Annotated in this window: 12 protein-coding genes; 10 read left to right on the top strand and 2 right to left on the bottom strand. The window is 68.0% G+C overall.

Annotation, left to right across the window (positions count from 1 at the left end):
* Positions 1-206 precede the first annotated feature (206 nt).
* The 6 genes from rhlB to rpoH all read left to right on the top strand — a co-directional run bounded on the left by rhlB (position 207) and on the right by rpoH (position 6,443).
* Complete coding sequence (rhlB, locus tag ACMGRF_RS16425; RefSeq protein WP_088497439.1) at positions 207-1,931, top strand: ATP-dependent RNA helicase RhlB; 1,725 nt, start codon at positions 207-209, stop codon at positions 1,929-1,931.
* A 160-nt stretch (positions 1,932-2,091) separates the two neighbouring features.
* A complete protein-coding gene (gene ftsE / locus ACMGRF_RS16420; RefSeq protein ID WP_005419728.1) occupies positions 2,092-2,778 on the top strand; it encodes a cell division ATP-binding protein FtsE in 687 nt (228 codons plus the stop codon).
* Positions 2,779-2,781: 3 nt separating this feature from the next.
* Complete coding sequence (ftsX, locus tag ACMGRF_RS16415) at positions 2,782-3,729, top strand: permease-like cell division protein FtsX (RefSeq protein ID WP_049441097.1); 948 nt, start codon at positions 2,782-2,784, stop codon at positions 3,727-3,729.
* A gap of 7 nt (positions 3,730-3,736) precedes the next feature.
* Positions 3,737-4,579 carry a response regulator gene (locus ACMGRF_RS16410; protein WP_049441094.1) on the top strand — a complete coding sequence of 281 codons (843 nt, stop codon included), beginning with the start codon at positions 3,737-3,739 and terminating at the stop codon, positions 4,577-4,579.
* Positions 4,576-5,289, top strand: a complete 714-nt coding sequence (ung, locus tag ACMGRF_RS16405) for a uracil-DNA glycosylase (protein ID WP_049412912.1) — start codon at positions 4,576-4,578, stop codon at positions 5,287-5,289. Before ACMGRF_RS16410 ends, ung begins: the two co-directional genes overlap by 4 nt.
* A gap of 278 nt (positions 5,290-5,567) precedes the next feature.
* Complete coding sequence (gene rpoH, locus ACMGRF_RS16400; protein ID WP_049412914.1) at positions 5,568-6,443, top strand: RNA polymerase sigma factor RpoH; 876 nt, start codon at positions 5,568-5,570, stop codon at positions 6,441-6,443.
* 107 nt (positions 6,444-6,550) lie between these two features.
* Here rpoH and purD read toward each other — a convergent pair whose 3' ends face one another.
* Both purD and purH read right to left on the bottom strand, forming a co-directional pair.
* Positions 6,551-7,834 carry a phosphoribosylamine--glycine ligase gene (purD, locus tag ACMGRF_RS16395; RefSeq protein ID WP_049412916.1) on the bottom strand — a complete coding sequence of 428 codons (1,284 nt, stop codon included), beginning with the start codon at positions 7,832-7,834 and terminating at the stop codon, positions 6,551-6,553.
* 61 nt (positions 7,835-7,895) lie between these two features.
* On the bottom strand, positions 7,896-9,479 hold the full coding sequence (purH, locus tag ACMGRF_RS16390; protein ID WP_100478837.1) for a bifunctional phosphoribosylaminoimidazolecarboxamide formyltransferase/IMP cyclohydrolase: 1,584 nt from the start codon (positions 9,477-9,479) through the stop codon (positions 7,896-7,898).
* A 208-nt stretch (positions 9,480-9,687) separates the two neighbouring features.
* Between purH and ACMGRF_RS16385 the strand changes: the two genes are divergently transcribed.
* From ACMGRF_RS16385 to ACMGRF_RS16370, 4 genes are read left to right on the top strand one after another with little or no spacing between them, the layout of a single operon-like run.
* On the top strand, positions 9,688-10,305 hold the full coding sequence (locus ACMGRF_RS16385; protein WP_180880595.1) for a CDP-alcohol phosphatidyltransferase family protein: 618 nt from the start codon (positions 9,688-9,690) through the stop codon (positions 10,303-10,305).
* Positions 10,306-10,339: 34 nt separating this feature from the next.
* Positions 10,340-12,091, top strand: coding sequence for a bifunctional alpha/beta hydrolase/class I SAM-dependent methyltransferase (locus tag ACMGRF_RS16380; protein ID WP_100478835.1), 1,752 nt, complete (start codon positions 10,340-10,342; stop codon positions 12,089-12,091).
* Positions 12,091-13,419: a phosphatase PAP2/dual specificity phosphatase family protein gene (locus ACMGRF_RS16375; RefSeq protein ID WP_414485390.1), complete on the top strand. Its 1,329-nt coding sequence runs from the start codon at positions 12,091-12,093 to the stop codon at positions 13,417-13,419. Before ACMGRF_RS16380 ends, ACMGRF_RS16375 begins: the two co-directional genes overlap by 1 nt.
* On the top strand, positions 13,416-13,853 hold the full coding sequence (locus ACMGRF_RS16370; protein ID WP_049412926.1) for a hypothetical protein: 438 nt from the start codon (positions 13,416-13,418) through the stop codon (positions 13,851-13,853). The genes ACMGRF_RS16375 and ACMGRF_RS16370 overlap by 4 nt, the downstream gene beginning before the upstream one ends.
* Positions 13,854-13,865: the final 12 nt, after the last annotated feature.

Genomic DNA, 13,865 nt, shown 5'->3' with positions numbered 1-13,865 from the left:
GCTGGGTGAAGGTGGTGTCTCGGCATGCCATGAGACGCCGCATTCCGGTTTGCCTGCCCGAGTGCGGTAAACTGGGGCATTGCGCGGCGTGCGGACCAGGTGGTCCCTGCCTGCCAACCCGCCGCAGGGGCCGCAGTTGCGACGGTGCCCCCAGACGATGAAGTGCCAGCCGCCCCACGGGCCGGCGGCCATACCAAGACGGACTCATGAGCGACAAACCGCTGACCGATTTGACCTTCTCCTCCTTCGAGCTGCACCCGGCCCTGCAGGCCGGCCTTGAAGGAGCCGGATTCACCCGCTGCACCCCGATCCAGGCGCTGACCCTGCCGGTCGCGCTGCCCGGTGGTGATGTTGCCGGCCAGGCCCAGACCGGTACCGGCAAGACCCTGGCCTTCCTGGTCGCTGTCGTGAACCGCCTGCTGACCCGTCCGGCGCTGGCCGACCGCAAGCCGGAAGATCCCCGCGCCCTGATCCTCGCCCCGACCCGTGAGCTGGCCATCCAGATCCACAAGGATGCGGTGAAGTTCGGTTCCGACCTGGGCCTGCGTTTCGCGCTGGTCTACGGTGGCGTGGATTACGACAAGCAGCGCGAGCTGCTGCAGCAGGGCGTGGACGTGATCATCGCCACCCCGGGCCGCCTGATCGACTACGTCAAGCAGCACAAGGTGGTTTCGCTGCATGCCTGCGAGATCTGCGTGCTGGACGAAGCCGACCGCATGTTCGATCTGGGCTTCATCAAGGACATCCGCTTCCTGCTGCGCCGCATGCCGGAACGCACCATCCGCCAGACCCTGCTGTTCAGCGCCACCCTCAGCCATCGCGTGCTGGAGCTGGCCTACGAGCACATGAACGAGCCGCAGAAGCTGGTGGTCGAAGCCGAGACCATCACCGCTGCCCGCGTGCGCCAGCGCATCTACTTCCCGGCCGACGACGAGAAGATCCCGCTGCTGCTGGGCCTGCTGTCGCGCAGCGAAGGCGCGCGGACCATGGTGTTCGTCAACACCAAGGTCTTCGTCGAGCGCGTCGCCCGCTCGCTGGAAAAGGCCGGCTACCGTGTCGGCGTGCTGTCCGGCGATGTGCCGCAGAAGAAGCGCGAGAGCCTGCTCAACCGCTTCCAGAAGGGCCAGCTGGAAATCCTGGTGGCCACCGACGTGGCCGCCCGTGGCCTGCACATCGATGGCATCAAGTACGTCTACAACTACGACCTGCCGTTCGATGCCGAAGACTACGTGCACCGCATCGGTCGTACCGCGCGCCTGGGCGAAGAGGGTGATGCGATCAGCTTCGCCTGCGAACGCTACGCGATGGGCCTGCCGGACATCGAGGCCTACATCGAGCAGAAGATTCCCTCCGAGCCGGTCACCAAGGAACTGCTGACGCCGCTGCCGCGCCCGGAACGCCCGGCGCCGGCTGCAGGCGAGGAAGGCGAGGACAACGAAAGCGTCGGCCAGATCTTCCGTGAAGCGCGCGAAGCCCGCGCCGCCGAAGAAGAGCGTCGGGGTGGCGGCCGCAGTGGCGGTCGTTCCGGCAGTGGTGGTGGTCGTGGTGGCCGTGACGGCGAGCGCAGCGGCGAACGCCGTTCGCGCGGCCCGCGCAAGCCGCGCGTGGAAGGCGAGCAGGGGGCTGCCGCCCCGGTCGCCGGTGCTGAAGGCGCCGCTGCCCAGGCCCCGCGTCCACCGCGTCCGCCGCGCGCCGAAGGTGCACCGGACGCTGCCGTGGATGGTGAACACAAGCCGCGCAAGCGCCGTCGTCGTCGCCACGGCCGTCCGGTCGAGGGTGCAGAGGGTGTGCAGGCCAACGCCGGCAACGGCGCCAGCCCGGTCACCCCGGTGCAGGTGGTGGCCAAGCCGGTGCGTACCGCCGCCGATACCGGCGATTCGTTCCTGACCCGCATCGGCCGCAAGATCCGCCGGATGCTGTCGGGCAACTAGCGGGTAGCACCCGACCTTGGTCGGGTGGCCTTGAAAGGTGTGCCGGCCAACGGTCGGCACCCACCTTGGCCGGCAACCCACATAGCTGCCGGCCAGCGGCCGGCACTACCGATCCCGTGACCATCTCCACGCCGTCGCGCCGGTCCTGCATAATCGGGGCATGAGTGTCCTGCGCTTCGACAATGTCAGCAAACAGTACGCCGGTGGCCACGAGGCGCTGACCGATGTCAGCTTCGAGGTCGCGCCCGGCGAGATGCTGTTCGTCACCGGCCATTCCGGTGCGGGTAAAAGTACGCTGCTCAAGTTGATCCACCTCGACGAGCGGCCCAGCCGCGGCGCGGTGGTGTTCGACGAGCGCAACCTGCTGAAGGTGCGCGGCGGCGACGTGCCGCGCCACCGGCGCGCGGTGGGGGCGGTCTACCAGGACCACCGCCTGCTGATGGACCGCTCGATTGCCGAGAACGTGGCGCTGCCGCTGATCCTGCGTGGTACCCGCCGGGGCGACATCAACAAGCGCGTGCGTTCAGTGCTCGAGCGCATGGGCCTGGGCCATCGTGAGAAGGCACTGCCCTCGCAGTTGTCGGCCGGCGAGCAGCAGCGCGTCGGCATCGCCCGCGCCATCGTCGGCGAGCCCAAGCTGCTGGTGGCCGATGAGCCGACCGGCAATCTCGACCCGACCCTGGCAGCGGAGATCATGGCCCTGTTCGCCGAGCTGCCCTCGCGCGGTACCAGCGTGCTGGTGGTCAGCCACGACCTGCCGCTGCTGCGCCGCATGCGCAAGCGCGTATTGATCCTCGACCACGGCCGGCTGGTGGATGACATCTCGCCGCAGGACCTGGCGGAGTAACCGATGGCGAAGAACGAAAACAGCGAAGCCGCCGCCCCGTCGCGCGTGGGCGTCTGGTTCCAGCACCACGTGCACAGCGTGGTGTTCAGCCTGGGCCGCGCCTGCCGCAAGCCGTGGGCGACCCTGCTGACCGTGATGGTCATGGCGCTGGCCCTGGCGTTGCCGCTGGGGCTGTCGATCGCGCTGGACAACCTCAAGCAGTTCGCCGGCAGCGTGCAGCAGTCGCGCGACATCAACGTGTTCCTGAAGAGCAACGTCGATGGTCCCGGTGCGCTTCGCCTGGCCGGCCAGCTGCGCGACCGCGATGATGTGGCCGGAGTGAATGTGCGCACACCCGAGCAGGGCCTGCAGGAACTGCGCGATGCCGGCCTCGGTGAGGCGATCGATGCGCTCAACGACAATCCGTTGCCCTCGCTGCTGGTGATCACCCCGGGCCAGGGCAAGGACGACGCACGTCTGGCACGCGCGCTGGAAAGCCTGCCCGAGGCCGATCTGGTGCAGCACGATGCGCTGTGGCGCCAGCGCCTGGACGCCTGGCTGGCGTTCGGTGCACGTCTGGTGCAGGTGCTGTCGGTGCTGCTCGGCGTGGGCGCCGCGCTGGTGGTCGGCAACACGGTGCGCCTTGACATCCAGGCCCGTCGCGAAGAGATCGGCGTGCTGCAGCTGCTCGGCGCGAGCGATGGCTTCATCCGCCGCCCGTTCCTGTACCTGGGCGCGTGGTACGGGCTGGGCGCCGGCGCGGTAGCGCTGGCCCTGATCGGCGCCGCCGGTGCCGCCCTGCGCGTGCCGCTGGCCGAACTCTCGCGCAGCTACGGCAGCCCGTTCGTGCTGCATGGCCTGGACCTGCTGCACGGCGGCCTGGTCCTGGTCGGCACGCTGCTGCTGGGCTGGCTGGGCGCCTGGCTGGTAACCGGCCACTTCCTCCGCCAGACCCGCCCGACCGACACCTGAGACCGGCATGCAACCGCAAGCGCTGAAGCACCTTGAAGGGCCCGCGACGCGGGTGATGGTGGTCGATGGTTCGAAGCTGGTCCGCAAGCTGATCGCCGATGTCCTGCAGCGTGACCTGCCGGGCGTGGAGGTGATCGGCTGCGACAGCATCGAGGAGGCGCAGCAGGCGCTGGCGCAGGGCCCGGTGGACCTGGTGACGACCTCGCTGACCCTGCGCGATGGCGACGGTCTGGCGCTGGCGCGGATGGTGCGCGAAGCCGCCGGCCAGGCCTATGTGCCGGTGATTGTTGTGTCCGGCGATGCCCAGCAGCACCTGGAGCAGCGTCGCTTCACCGAGTACGTCACCGACTATTTCGACAAGGCGCTGGGCCATGAGGCGCTGGCGACCTTCATCCGTGGCTATGTGCAGCCGCAGACCATCCCCGGCGCCACCATCCTCTACATCGAGGACAGCCGCGTGGTGGCCGAGGCCACCAAGCGCATGCTTGAGCGGCAGCAGTTGAACGTCCTGCACGTGGTCAGCGCCGAAGAGGCATTCACCCTGCTCACTGCCGAGTCGCTGGGCCGCAGCCGCCACCGCATCGACCTGGTGCTGACCGATGTCACCCTGAAGGGCGAACTGAGTGGGCGCGACGTGGTGCAGCGCGTGCGCGTGGACTTCGGTTACGGCAAGCGCCGCCTGCCGGTGCTGGTGATGACCGGTGACGGCAACCCGCACAACCAGACCGGGCTGCTGCAGTCCGGTGCCAACGACCTGGTGCTCAAGCCGATCGAAGAGCGGCTGCTGGTCACCAAGGTGCTGTTCCAGCTGCGCCTGGCCCGATTGAACGATGGACCCCTGATTCGATGATGGATGAAGTAGCCGACACCCCGACGATCCAGCTGGAACCGAGCTGGAAGCAGCATGTCGGCGATTACCTGCTGCAGCCGCAGATGCGCGAGCTGTCCAGCTTCCTGCGCCAGCGCAAGGCCAGTGGTGCGGCGGTGTTCCCGCCCGGCCCGCAGATCTTCGCCGCGTTCGACGCCACGCCGTTCGAGCAGGTGAAGGTGGTGATCCTCGGGCAGGACCCGTACCACGGCCGCGGCCAGGCGCATGGCCTGAGTTTCTCGGTGCCGGCGGGCGTGCCGGTGCCGCCGTCGCTGCTGAACATCTACAAGGAGATCGAGAGCGATCTCGGCATCCCGCGCCCGGACCACGGCTGCCTGATTCCGTGGGCGCAACGTGGGGTGCTGCTGCTCAATGCCGTGCTGACGGTGGAAGAGGGCAAGGCTGGCGCCCACCAGGGACGTGGCTGGGAGGGCTTCACCGATCACGTGGTGGACGTGCTCAACCGCGAACGCGAAGGCCTGGTGTTCATGCTGTGGGGTGCCTATGCGCAGCAGAAGGGCAAGGTCATCGATACCCGTCGCCATCGCGTGCTGAAGTCGCCGCACCCGTCGCCGCTGTCGGCCCATCGTGGCTTCCTCGGCTGCCGGCATTTCTCGATGGCCAACGAGTACCTGCAGCGCCGCGGCCAGACCCCGATCGACTGGTCGCTGCCGCCGCGTTCGGCGCTCTGATCGCCGGCGGGCCGCTGGGCCTGAACACCGGGCAACGTCCCCGGGCCTGAATGGGCCTTCAGAACGGCCCGTTCAGCTCCGCTTGACTGGAATCGGCCTCTTTACGGCAGGTAATTGCTTGAATTGCAAGGGATTGTGAATCCCGAAAAGCGTGCTCGCCACTGTCATCAAATCGCGCTACGGTAGGGCTCTGTTTGGGACCAGTGTTGCATCAATAGGATGCTGGAACTTTTTCCTCCTTTAGCAGTCCAAATCCCGGACTGCTAAGATGGGTGCCTATGAGCCAGAACACCTCTACTGCCCTTGTGGCAAACAATCTCCCGATTCCCAGTGCGCTCGGTTCGCTGGACGCCTACATCGGTGCCGTGCACCAGATCCCGGTGCTGTCGGTCGATGACGAACAGGACCTGGCCCGTCGCTTCCGCGACGGCAACGATCTGGACGCCGCCCGCGAGCTGGTGCATTCGCACCTGCGCTTCGTGGTGCACGTGGCCCGCGGCTACAACGGCTACGGCCTCGCCCTGGGCGACCTGATCCAGGAAGGCAACATCGGCCTGATGAAGGCGGTCAAGCGCTTCGACCCGGACATGGGCGTGCGCCTGGTCTCCTTCGCCGTGCACTGGATCCGTGCCGAAATGCACGAGTTCATCCTGAAGAACTGGCGCATCGTGAAGGTCGCCACCACCAAGGCGCAGCGCAAGCTGTTCTTCAACCTGCGCAAGTCGAAGACGCGCCTGGGCTGGATGAACGCGGCGGAAGTCAGCGCGGTGGCCAAGGACCTGAACGTGTCCGAGCGCGAGGTCATGGAAATGGAGTCGCGCCTGTCCGGTCGCGATATCGGTTTCGATGCGCCGACCGACGAGGACAACGAGCACGCACCGCCGTCGCCGGCTGCGTTCCTGGTTGCCGATGACGAAGACCCGTCGATGGCCTACGAGCGCGAGGACAACGAAGACAACCAGATGCAGCTGCTGCGCGAAGGCCTGGCCGAACTGGATGCGCGTTCGCGCGACATCATCCGTCGTCGCTGGCTGGATGCCGACAGCAAGGTGACGCTGCAGGAGCTGGCCGACGAGTACGGCGTGTCCGCCGAGCGCATCCGCCAGGTCGAGGCGAACGCGCTGAAGAAGATGAAGGCGCTGTTCACCGCGTAAGCGGGAAGGCGTTGGAATGAAGAAAGGCCCGGCATTGCCGGGCCTTTTTTTTTTTTTGCGGCGTTCTCATCCACGCCACGCGTGGATGCCCTGATGCCGCACCCGCCTCACCCCTCGCGCGCGATCGCGCGCCAGCCGATGTCGTTGCGGTGGAATTCGTTGGCCCAGCTGACCTTGGCCACGCCGGCATAGGCATTGGCCTGCGCGTCGCGCACGCTGTCACCCAGTGCCGCCACGCACAGCACGCGCCCGCCGGCACTGACCACCTGGCCGTGCGCATCCAACGCCGTACCGGCATGGAACACCTTGGCGCTGGCTGGCACGTCGCCCAGGCCGGAAATCACGTCACCGGTGATCGGCGCTTCCGGGTAGGGCTTCGCGGCCAGTACCACGCCCAGTGACGGGCGCGCATCCCACTGCGCTTCTACCTGGTCCAGGCGGCCATCAATCGCCGCTTCCACCAGTTCGACCAGGTCCGACTGCAGGCGCAGCATCACCGGCTGGGTTTCCGGATCGCCGAAGCGCACGTTGAATTCGATCACCTTCGGCGCGCCGCTGGCATCGATCATCAGGCCGGCGTAGAGGAAACCGGTGAACGGGATGCCGTCGGCGATCATGCCCTGCACGGTCGGGTTCACCACTTCGCGCATCACGCGTGCATGCACCTCCGGCGTCACTACCGGCGCCGGCGAGTACGCGCCCATGCCACCCGTGTTGGGGCCGGTGTCGCCGTCGCCGACGCGCTTGTGGTCCTGCGAGGTGGCCATCGGCAGCGCATGCACGCCGTCCACCATCGAAATGAAGCTGGCTTCCTCGCCGTCGAGGAATTCCTCGATCACCACGCGGGCGCCGGCATCGCCGAACGCGTTGCCGGAGAGCATGTCACGCACTGCGTCTTCGGCTTCGGCCAACGTCATTGCGACGATCACGCCCTTGCCGGCGGCCAGGCCATCGGCCTTGACCACGATCGGTGCGCCCTTCTCGCGGATGTAGGCCAGGGCAGCGTCCACGTCGGTGTGCACGGCATAGAACGCGGTGGGGATGTTGTGGCGGGCCAGGAAGTCCTTGGCGTAGGCCTTGCTGCCTTCCAGCTGCGCGGCGGCGGCGGTCGGCCCGAAGATGCGCAGGCCGGCGGCGCGGAAGCGGTCGACCACGCCGGCCACGAGCGGTACTTCCGGGCCGACCACGGTCAACGCCACGCCTTCAGCCTGGGCCAGCGCCAGCAGGCCGTCGATATCGGTCACCTTCACCGCCACGTTGCGGCACTTGTCTTCGCAGGCGGTACCGGCGTTGCCGGGCGCCACGATCACGTCGGTGACACGGGAGGACTGGGCCAGCTTCCATGCCAGGGCGTGTTCGCGGCCGCCGGAGCCGATGACGAGGATCTTCATGGGACAGGGTTCTCGGATACGGAAAAGAAAAGCCGGGCAGGGCCCGGCTTGGTGATGCGGATCAGTGGCGGAAGTGGCGCACGCCGGTGAACACCATGGCCAGGCCATGTTCGTCGGCGGCGGCGATCACTTCGGCATCGCGCATCGAACCGCCCGGCTGGATGACCGCCTTGATGCCGGCGGCAGCGGCGGCGTCGATGCCGTCCCGGAACGGGAAGAACGCATCGGAAGCCATCACCGAACCCTCGACCACCAGGTTCGCATCGGCAGCCTTGATGCCGGCGATGCGGGCCGAGTACACGCGGCTCATCTGGCCGGCGCCCACGCCGATGGTGCGGTTGTCCTTGGCGTAGACGATCGCGTTGGACTTCACGAACTTGGCCACCTTCCAGGCGAACAGCAGGTCGGTGAACTGCTTGTCGGTCGGCGCCAGCTTGCTGACCACCTTCAGCTCGTCGCGGGTCATGCCGCGGTTGTCCGAGGACTGCAGCAGCAGGCCCGAGCCGACGCGCTTGCTGTCGAAGTTGTTCAGGCCATCACCATGCGGGATGCGCAGCACGCGCACGTTGGCCTTCTTCTGCGCGTATTCCAGCGCGGCCGGCTCGTAGTCCGGGGCAATCAGCACTTCCACGAACTGGCGGTCCAGGATCACCTTGGCGGTGGCGGCGTCCAGCGGCGTGTTGAAGGCGATGATGCCGCCGAAGGCGCTGGTCGGGTCGGTGGCGTAGGCCAGCTCGTAGGCATCGCCGTTGCCGGCGCCGACGGCCACGCCACACGGGTTGGCGTGCTTGACGATGACGCAGGCCGGTGCATCGAACTGGCGCACGCATTCCCACGCCGCGTCGGCATCGGCCAGGTTGTTGTAGCTCAGTTCCTTGCCCTGCAGCTGCTGGAAGGTGGCCAGCGTGCCCGGCACCGGGTACAGGTCGCGGTAGAACGCGCCGCTCTGGTGCGGGTTCTCGCCGTAGCGCAGGTCCATCACCTTCACGAAGGTGGAGTTCATCTGCGCCGGGTATTCGGCACGGGCCGGCACGGCGGCGTCGGTGGCGGTGACCGCCGACAGGTAGTTGCTGATCGCCGCATCGTACTGGGCGACGCGGTTGAACGCGGCCACCGAGAACGCGAAGCGGGTGGCGGCCGACAGCTGGCCGTCGTTGGCCTCCAGCGAGGCCAGCAGCTCGGGGTACTGCGACGGGTCGGTGGCCACTGCCACGCGGGCGAAGTTCTTGGCCGCCGAACGCAGCATGGCCGGGCCGCCGATGTCGATGTTCTCGACCGCGTCGGCCAAGGTGCAGTCGGCCTTGGCGGTGACCGATTCGAACGGGTACAGGTTCAGCACCAGCAGGTCGATGGCGCCGATGCCGTGCTCGGCCATCACCGCGTCATCCAGGCCGGAGCGGCCCAGCAGGCCGCCGTGCACCATCGGGTGCAGGGTCTTGACCCGGCCGTCCATCATTTCCGGGAAACCGGTGACCTCGGCCACGTCCTTCACTGCCAGGCCCGCCTCGCGGATCGCCTTGGCGGTGCCGCCGGTGGACAGCAGCTCCACGCCGCGTGCCGCCAGCGCAGTGGCCAGCTCGACCAGACCGGTCTTGTCGGAAACGGAGAGGAGGGCCCGGCGGACGGGCAACAGATCAGCAGTCATGGGACAGAATCGGCAGCGGAGCGGGGCCGATATTGTAGGCGGTGGGGGCCGGTGGCGGGCGCTGGTGGTGGCAATCAACCCGCACCGATGGCCTGTGGCCGCCTTCAGCACAGTCTGGCCGGGGGTGGTCGGCAATCAATGCGATGGGGCGCGCGGCCCCAATCGGGTAGGCTGTGCCGGAACTGCCAAGGATCAGCGGGTTCGGATCGTGTCGATCTATGCATTGAAGGGACGTTTTCAGGACCTCCTGCGCCCGGCCGTACGCGGCCTGTACCGCATGGGGATCACCGCCAATGCGGTGACCGTGGCCGCTGCCGTGGTCTCGCTGCTGGTGGCCGGCGCCGTCTGGTGCTGCGCGCCGGCGCAGCCATGGCTGTACCTGCTGCTGCCGCTGTGGATGCTGCTGCGCATGGCGCTCAACGCGGTGGACGGCATGCTGGCCCGCGAATTCGGCCAGCAGTCGCGGCTGGGGGCCTATCTGAACGAATTGTGCGATGTGATCGCCGATGCGGCGCTGTACCTGAGCCTGCTCAGCGTGCCGGGCGTGCGCCCGGAGGCGCTGTGGCTGCTGGCCTGGACCGCGGCGCTGAGCGAATACGCCGGCGTGCTGGGGCTGATGGTCGGCGCCAGCCGCCGCTATGACGGCCCGATGGGCAAGAGCGACCGCGCCTTCGTGATCGGTGCGCTGGGCCTGCTGCTGGCGTTTGAGTGGGTTGGCGCGATGACGGTCACGGGCGTGGCCGCGGCCATGGCGGTGCTGTGCGTGCTGACGATGATCAACCGGGTCCGTCGCGGGCTGCGGGAAACCGCAGTTTTGCCAAATTAATCAAGCAGATAGAAAAAGACAATCAGGAGATTGCATGCGTCAGGCGCAGGAACGGGAATTCCACAGCTTCGACCAGGTACCGCTGTTCTACCGGTACTGGGCGGGCACCACCGCCACCCCGGCCACCCGGGCCATCGTGCTGCTGCACCGCGGGCACGAGCACTCCGGGCGTGTCACCCATCTGGTCGATGAGCTGGACCTGCCTGACACCGCCTTCTTCGCCTGGGATGCGCGCGGCAATGGCCGTTCGCCGGGCGCGCGTGGCGATGCACCGGGCTTTCCGGCGCTGGTGCGCGACCTGGACAGCTTCATCGCCCACATCGGCGCCGAGCATGGGATCGCGGTGGAAGACATCGTGGTGATCGCGCAGAGCGTGGGCGCCGTGGTCGCCGCCACCTGGGTGCACGACTACGCGCCACGCCTGCGCGCGCTGGTGATGGCTTCCCCGGCGTTCAAGGTGAAGCTGTACGTGCCGTTCGCACGCCCGGGCCTGGCATTGATGCAGAAGCTGCGCGGCAACTTCTTCGTCAACAGTTACGTCAAGCCGCAATGGCTGACCCACGATCCGGCGCGGGTGGAGAGCTACCGCACCGATCCGCTGATCACCCGGCCAATCTCGGTGCGGGTGCTGCTGGGCCTGTACGAGGCGGCCGATCGCATCGTCGCCGATGCGCAGGCGATCAGCGTGCCGGTGCAGCTGCTGGTGTCCGGCTCGGACTTCGTCGTCCACCGTGGCCCGCAGGACCGCTTCTACGAGCGCCTGTCCAGCCCGATCAAGGAGCGCGTGCATCTGCCGGGCTTCTTCCACGACACGCTGGGCGAGCGTGATCGGGCACCGGCACTGGCGCGCATCCGCCGCTTCATCCAGGCGCGTTTCGCCGAGCCGTTGCGCGAGTTGTCGCGTCGCGATGCGCACCGCCATGGGCCGACATTTGAAGAGTCTGAAATCCTGGCCTGGCCGCCCGAGCGCAACAGCCTGGCCGATCTGCGCTGGCGCGTGGTGCGCGGTGGCCTGCGCTTTGGCGGCAGACTGTCCGAGGGCATTGCACTGGGCCTGCAGACCGGTTTCGATTCGGGCAGCACGCTGGACTACATCTATCGCGACGAAGCACGTGGCAAGGGCCCGTTGGGTCGCCTGGTCGACCGCAACTACCTGGATGCGATCGGCTGGCGCGGCATCCGCATTCGCGGTCGGCACCTGCAGGAACTGCTGCGCGATGCCGCCCAGCGCCTGCGCGGGCAGGGCATGCCGGTGCGCGTGCTGGACGTGGCCGCTGGCCATGGCCGTTATGTACTGGAAGCGCTGGGCCAGGGCGAGCAACGCGCCGAGCACATCGTGCTGCGCGACTTCAGCGGTCTGAACGTGACCCAGGGCCAGGCGTTGATCGAGCGCCTCGGTGCGTCCGACATCGCCCGTTTCGAACAGGGCGATGCGTTCGATCCGGTGCAGCTTGCGCAGGTCGACCCGGCGCCGACGCTGGCGGTGGTATCGGGCCTGTACGAACTGTTCCCCGACAACGACGCCGTGCTGCGCTCGCTGCAGGGCATCGCCGCAACGGTGCCGGTGGGTGGCTACCTGGCCTACACCGGCCAGCCCTGGCACCCGCAGCTGGAGTTCATCGCCCGCGCGCTGACCAGTCATCGTGGTGGCGCCGCATGGGTGATGCGCCGCCGCACCCAGCAGGAAATGGATGAACTGGTGCGCCTGGCCGGGTTCGAGAAAGTGGCGCAGCGCATCGATGACTTCGGCATCTTCACTGTGTCGCTGGCACGCCGGACCGCGTGATGGCGACGCTGGCTGCAACTCCGCTTGCCACGGCGGGGCGCCCCTGGCGGCGCGCGCTGCTGTGGCTGGCCCTGCTGGGCCCGTTCTTCTTTGCCAGCTACGGCTTCGCCAACTGGATGGCCGGCCGCCACGCCGAACTGCCGGTGATGGCGTTCGGCTGGGAAACGCAGATTCCGTTCGTGCCATGGACGATCGTGCCGTACTGGTCGATCGACCTGTTCTACGCGGTTTCGTTCTTCCTGTGCCGACAGCGCCTCGAACTGGACCGGCACGCATTGCGGCTGTTCAGTGCACAGCTGATCGCGGTGAGCTGCTTCCTGCTGTGGCCGCTGCGCTTCAGTTTCGAGCGGCCGGAGATCGGCGGCGTGTTCGGTTGGCTGTTCGATGTGCTGCTGGGTTTCGACAAGCCGTTCAACCAGGCGCCATCGCTGCACATCGTGCTGCTGATCGTGCTGTGGGTGAAGTTCGCGCAGTACCTGCACGGTGCCTGGCGCTGGGTGCTGCATGTGTGGGCGCTGCTGATCGGCGTCTCGGTGCTGACCACGTTCCAGCATCATTTCATCGACATCCCGACCGGCCTGCTGGCCGGCTGGCTGTGCGTGTGGTTGTGGCCGGAGCAGGGCACGCCACCGCTGCGTGCCTGGCGCATCGCGCGGCATGCCAAGCGGTGGCGATTGGCTGCGCTGTACCTGCTGGGGGCTGCTGTGCTGCTGGTGCCGGTGGTTCTGCTGCGGGGTACGGCGTTGTGGCTGCTGTGGCCGGTGGTGTCGCTGCTGCTGGTGGCGCTGGCCTATGCCGGGCTGGGTACGGCGGTGTTCCAGAAGCGCGCCGATGGTCGCCTGAGCATGGCGGCACGCTGGCTGCTGGCGCCGTACCTGGGCGCGGCCTGGATCAATTCGCGGCTGTGGACGCGGCGTGCGCCGCAGCCGGTGCCGGTGACGGATGGCGTGTGGCTGGGGCGTATTCCCCGCGCGGCGTTGCCAGCACCGCTGGTGGGCGTGGTCGATGCCTGTGCCGAGCTGTCCTGCCGCGCGCCGGGCGCGGCGTACGCCAGCGTGCCGATGCTGGACCTGGTGGTGCCCACGCCGCACCAGCTGCGCGAGGCCGCCGAGACCATCGAGCGTCTGCGGCCGCAGGGGCCGCTGCTGGTGTGCTGTGCACTGGGCTATTCGCGCAGTGCCGCCAGCGTGGCGACGTGGCTGCTGCGCACGGGCCGTGCCGCCGATGCCGAAGCGGCGGTGGCGATCGTGCGCGCTGCACGCCCCGGTATCGTGCTGGGCCCGGCACATCTGCGCGCCATTGCTGCTGCGGCGGGGGCAGGCGCATGAGTCCGGTTCCCGATCTGGCGACCATGCAACTGCTGCTGCGCCAGGGACGCTGGCCCGCGCTGCTGTCGCTGGGGCTGCTGCTGGTGGCGCTGCTGCTGCTGGGCATCGAAGCGGGGCTGGCGATGATCGCCGCCGGCCTGTTGCTGCTCAGCATTGCCGCGGGCATCACACAGGCTTACCACGCATGGCGGGTCGGGCTGGACGCCGGCCTGCTGCAACTGCTGCGCGATGAAGGCCTGGACGGCGAAGCCGCTGCGCGCCGTACCGACCAGCTGCTGCACGACAGTGGCCTGCGCCGCGCACAGCCCGACGCGCCGCTGCGCGGCTGGGACCTGCGCTGGGCCGGTATGCGCCGCCTGCTGTTGCGGCAGTACCTGCTGACGGCCGTGCAGTTTGCACTGCTGGTAATCGCCGTGTTGTGGCCGCAGACGTGAACCGGAGGGACC

The sequence above is a fragment of the Stenotrophomonas sp. EMP41 genome, assembly GCF_047495535.1.
Classification (GTDB): Bacteria; Pseudomonadota; Gammaproteobacteria; order Xanthomonadales; family Xanthomonadaceae; genus Stenotrophomonas; species Stenotrophomonas sepilia.
This window is presented reverse-complemented; position numbering and strand designations above follow the sequence as displayed.

Coding starts and splice junctions, on each gene's coding strand:
- rhlB (WP_088497439.1), top strand. CDS start 207: ATGAGCGACAAACCGCTGACCGATTTGACCTTCTCCTCCTTCGAGCTG.
- ftsE (WP_005419728.1), top strand. CDS start 2,092: ATGAGTGTCCTGCGCTTCGACAATGTCAGCAAACAGTACGCCGGTGGC.
- ftsX (WP_049441097.1), top strand. CDS start 2,782: ATGGCGAAGAACGAAAACAGCGAAGCCGCCGCCCCGTCGCGCGTGGGC.
- ACMGRF_RS16410 (WP_049441094.1), top strand. CDS start 3,737: ATGCAACCGCAAGCGCTGAAGCACCTTGAAGGGCCCGCGACGCGGGTG.
- ung (WP_049412912.1), top strand. CDS start 4,576: ATGATGGATGAAGTAGCCGACACCCCGACGATCCAGCTGGAACCGAGC.
- rpoH (WP_049412914.1), top strand. CDS start 5,568: ATGAGCCAGAACACCTCTACTGCCCTTGTGGCAAACAATCTCCCGATT.
- purD (WP_049412916.1), bottom strand. CDS start 7,834: ATGAAGATCCTCGTCATCGGCTCCGGCGGCCGCGAACACGCCCTGGCA.
- purH (WP_100478837.1), bottom strand. CDS start 9,479: ATGACTGCTGATCTGTTGCCCGTCCGCCGGGCCCTCCTCTCCGTTTCC.
- ACMGRF_RS16380 (WP_100478835.1), top strand. CDS start 10,340: ATGCGTCAGGCGCAGGAACGGGAATTCCACAGCTTCGACCAGGTACCG.
- ACMGRF_RS16375 (WP_414485390.1), top strand. CDS start 12,091: ATGGCGACGCTGGCTGCAACTCCGCTTGCCACGGCGGGGCGCCCCTGG.
- ACMGRF_RS16370 (WP_049412926.1), top strand. CDS start 13,416: ATGAGTCCGGTTCCCGATCTGGCGACCATGCAACTGCTGCTGCGCCAG.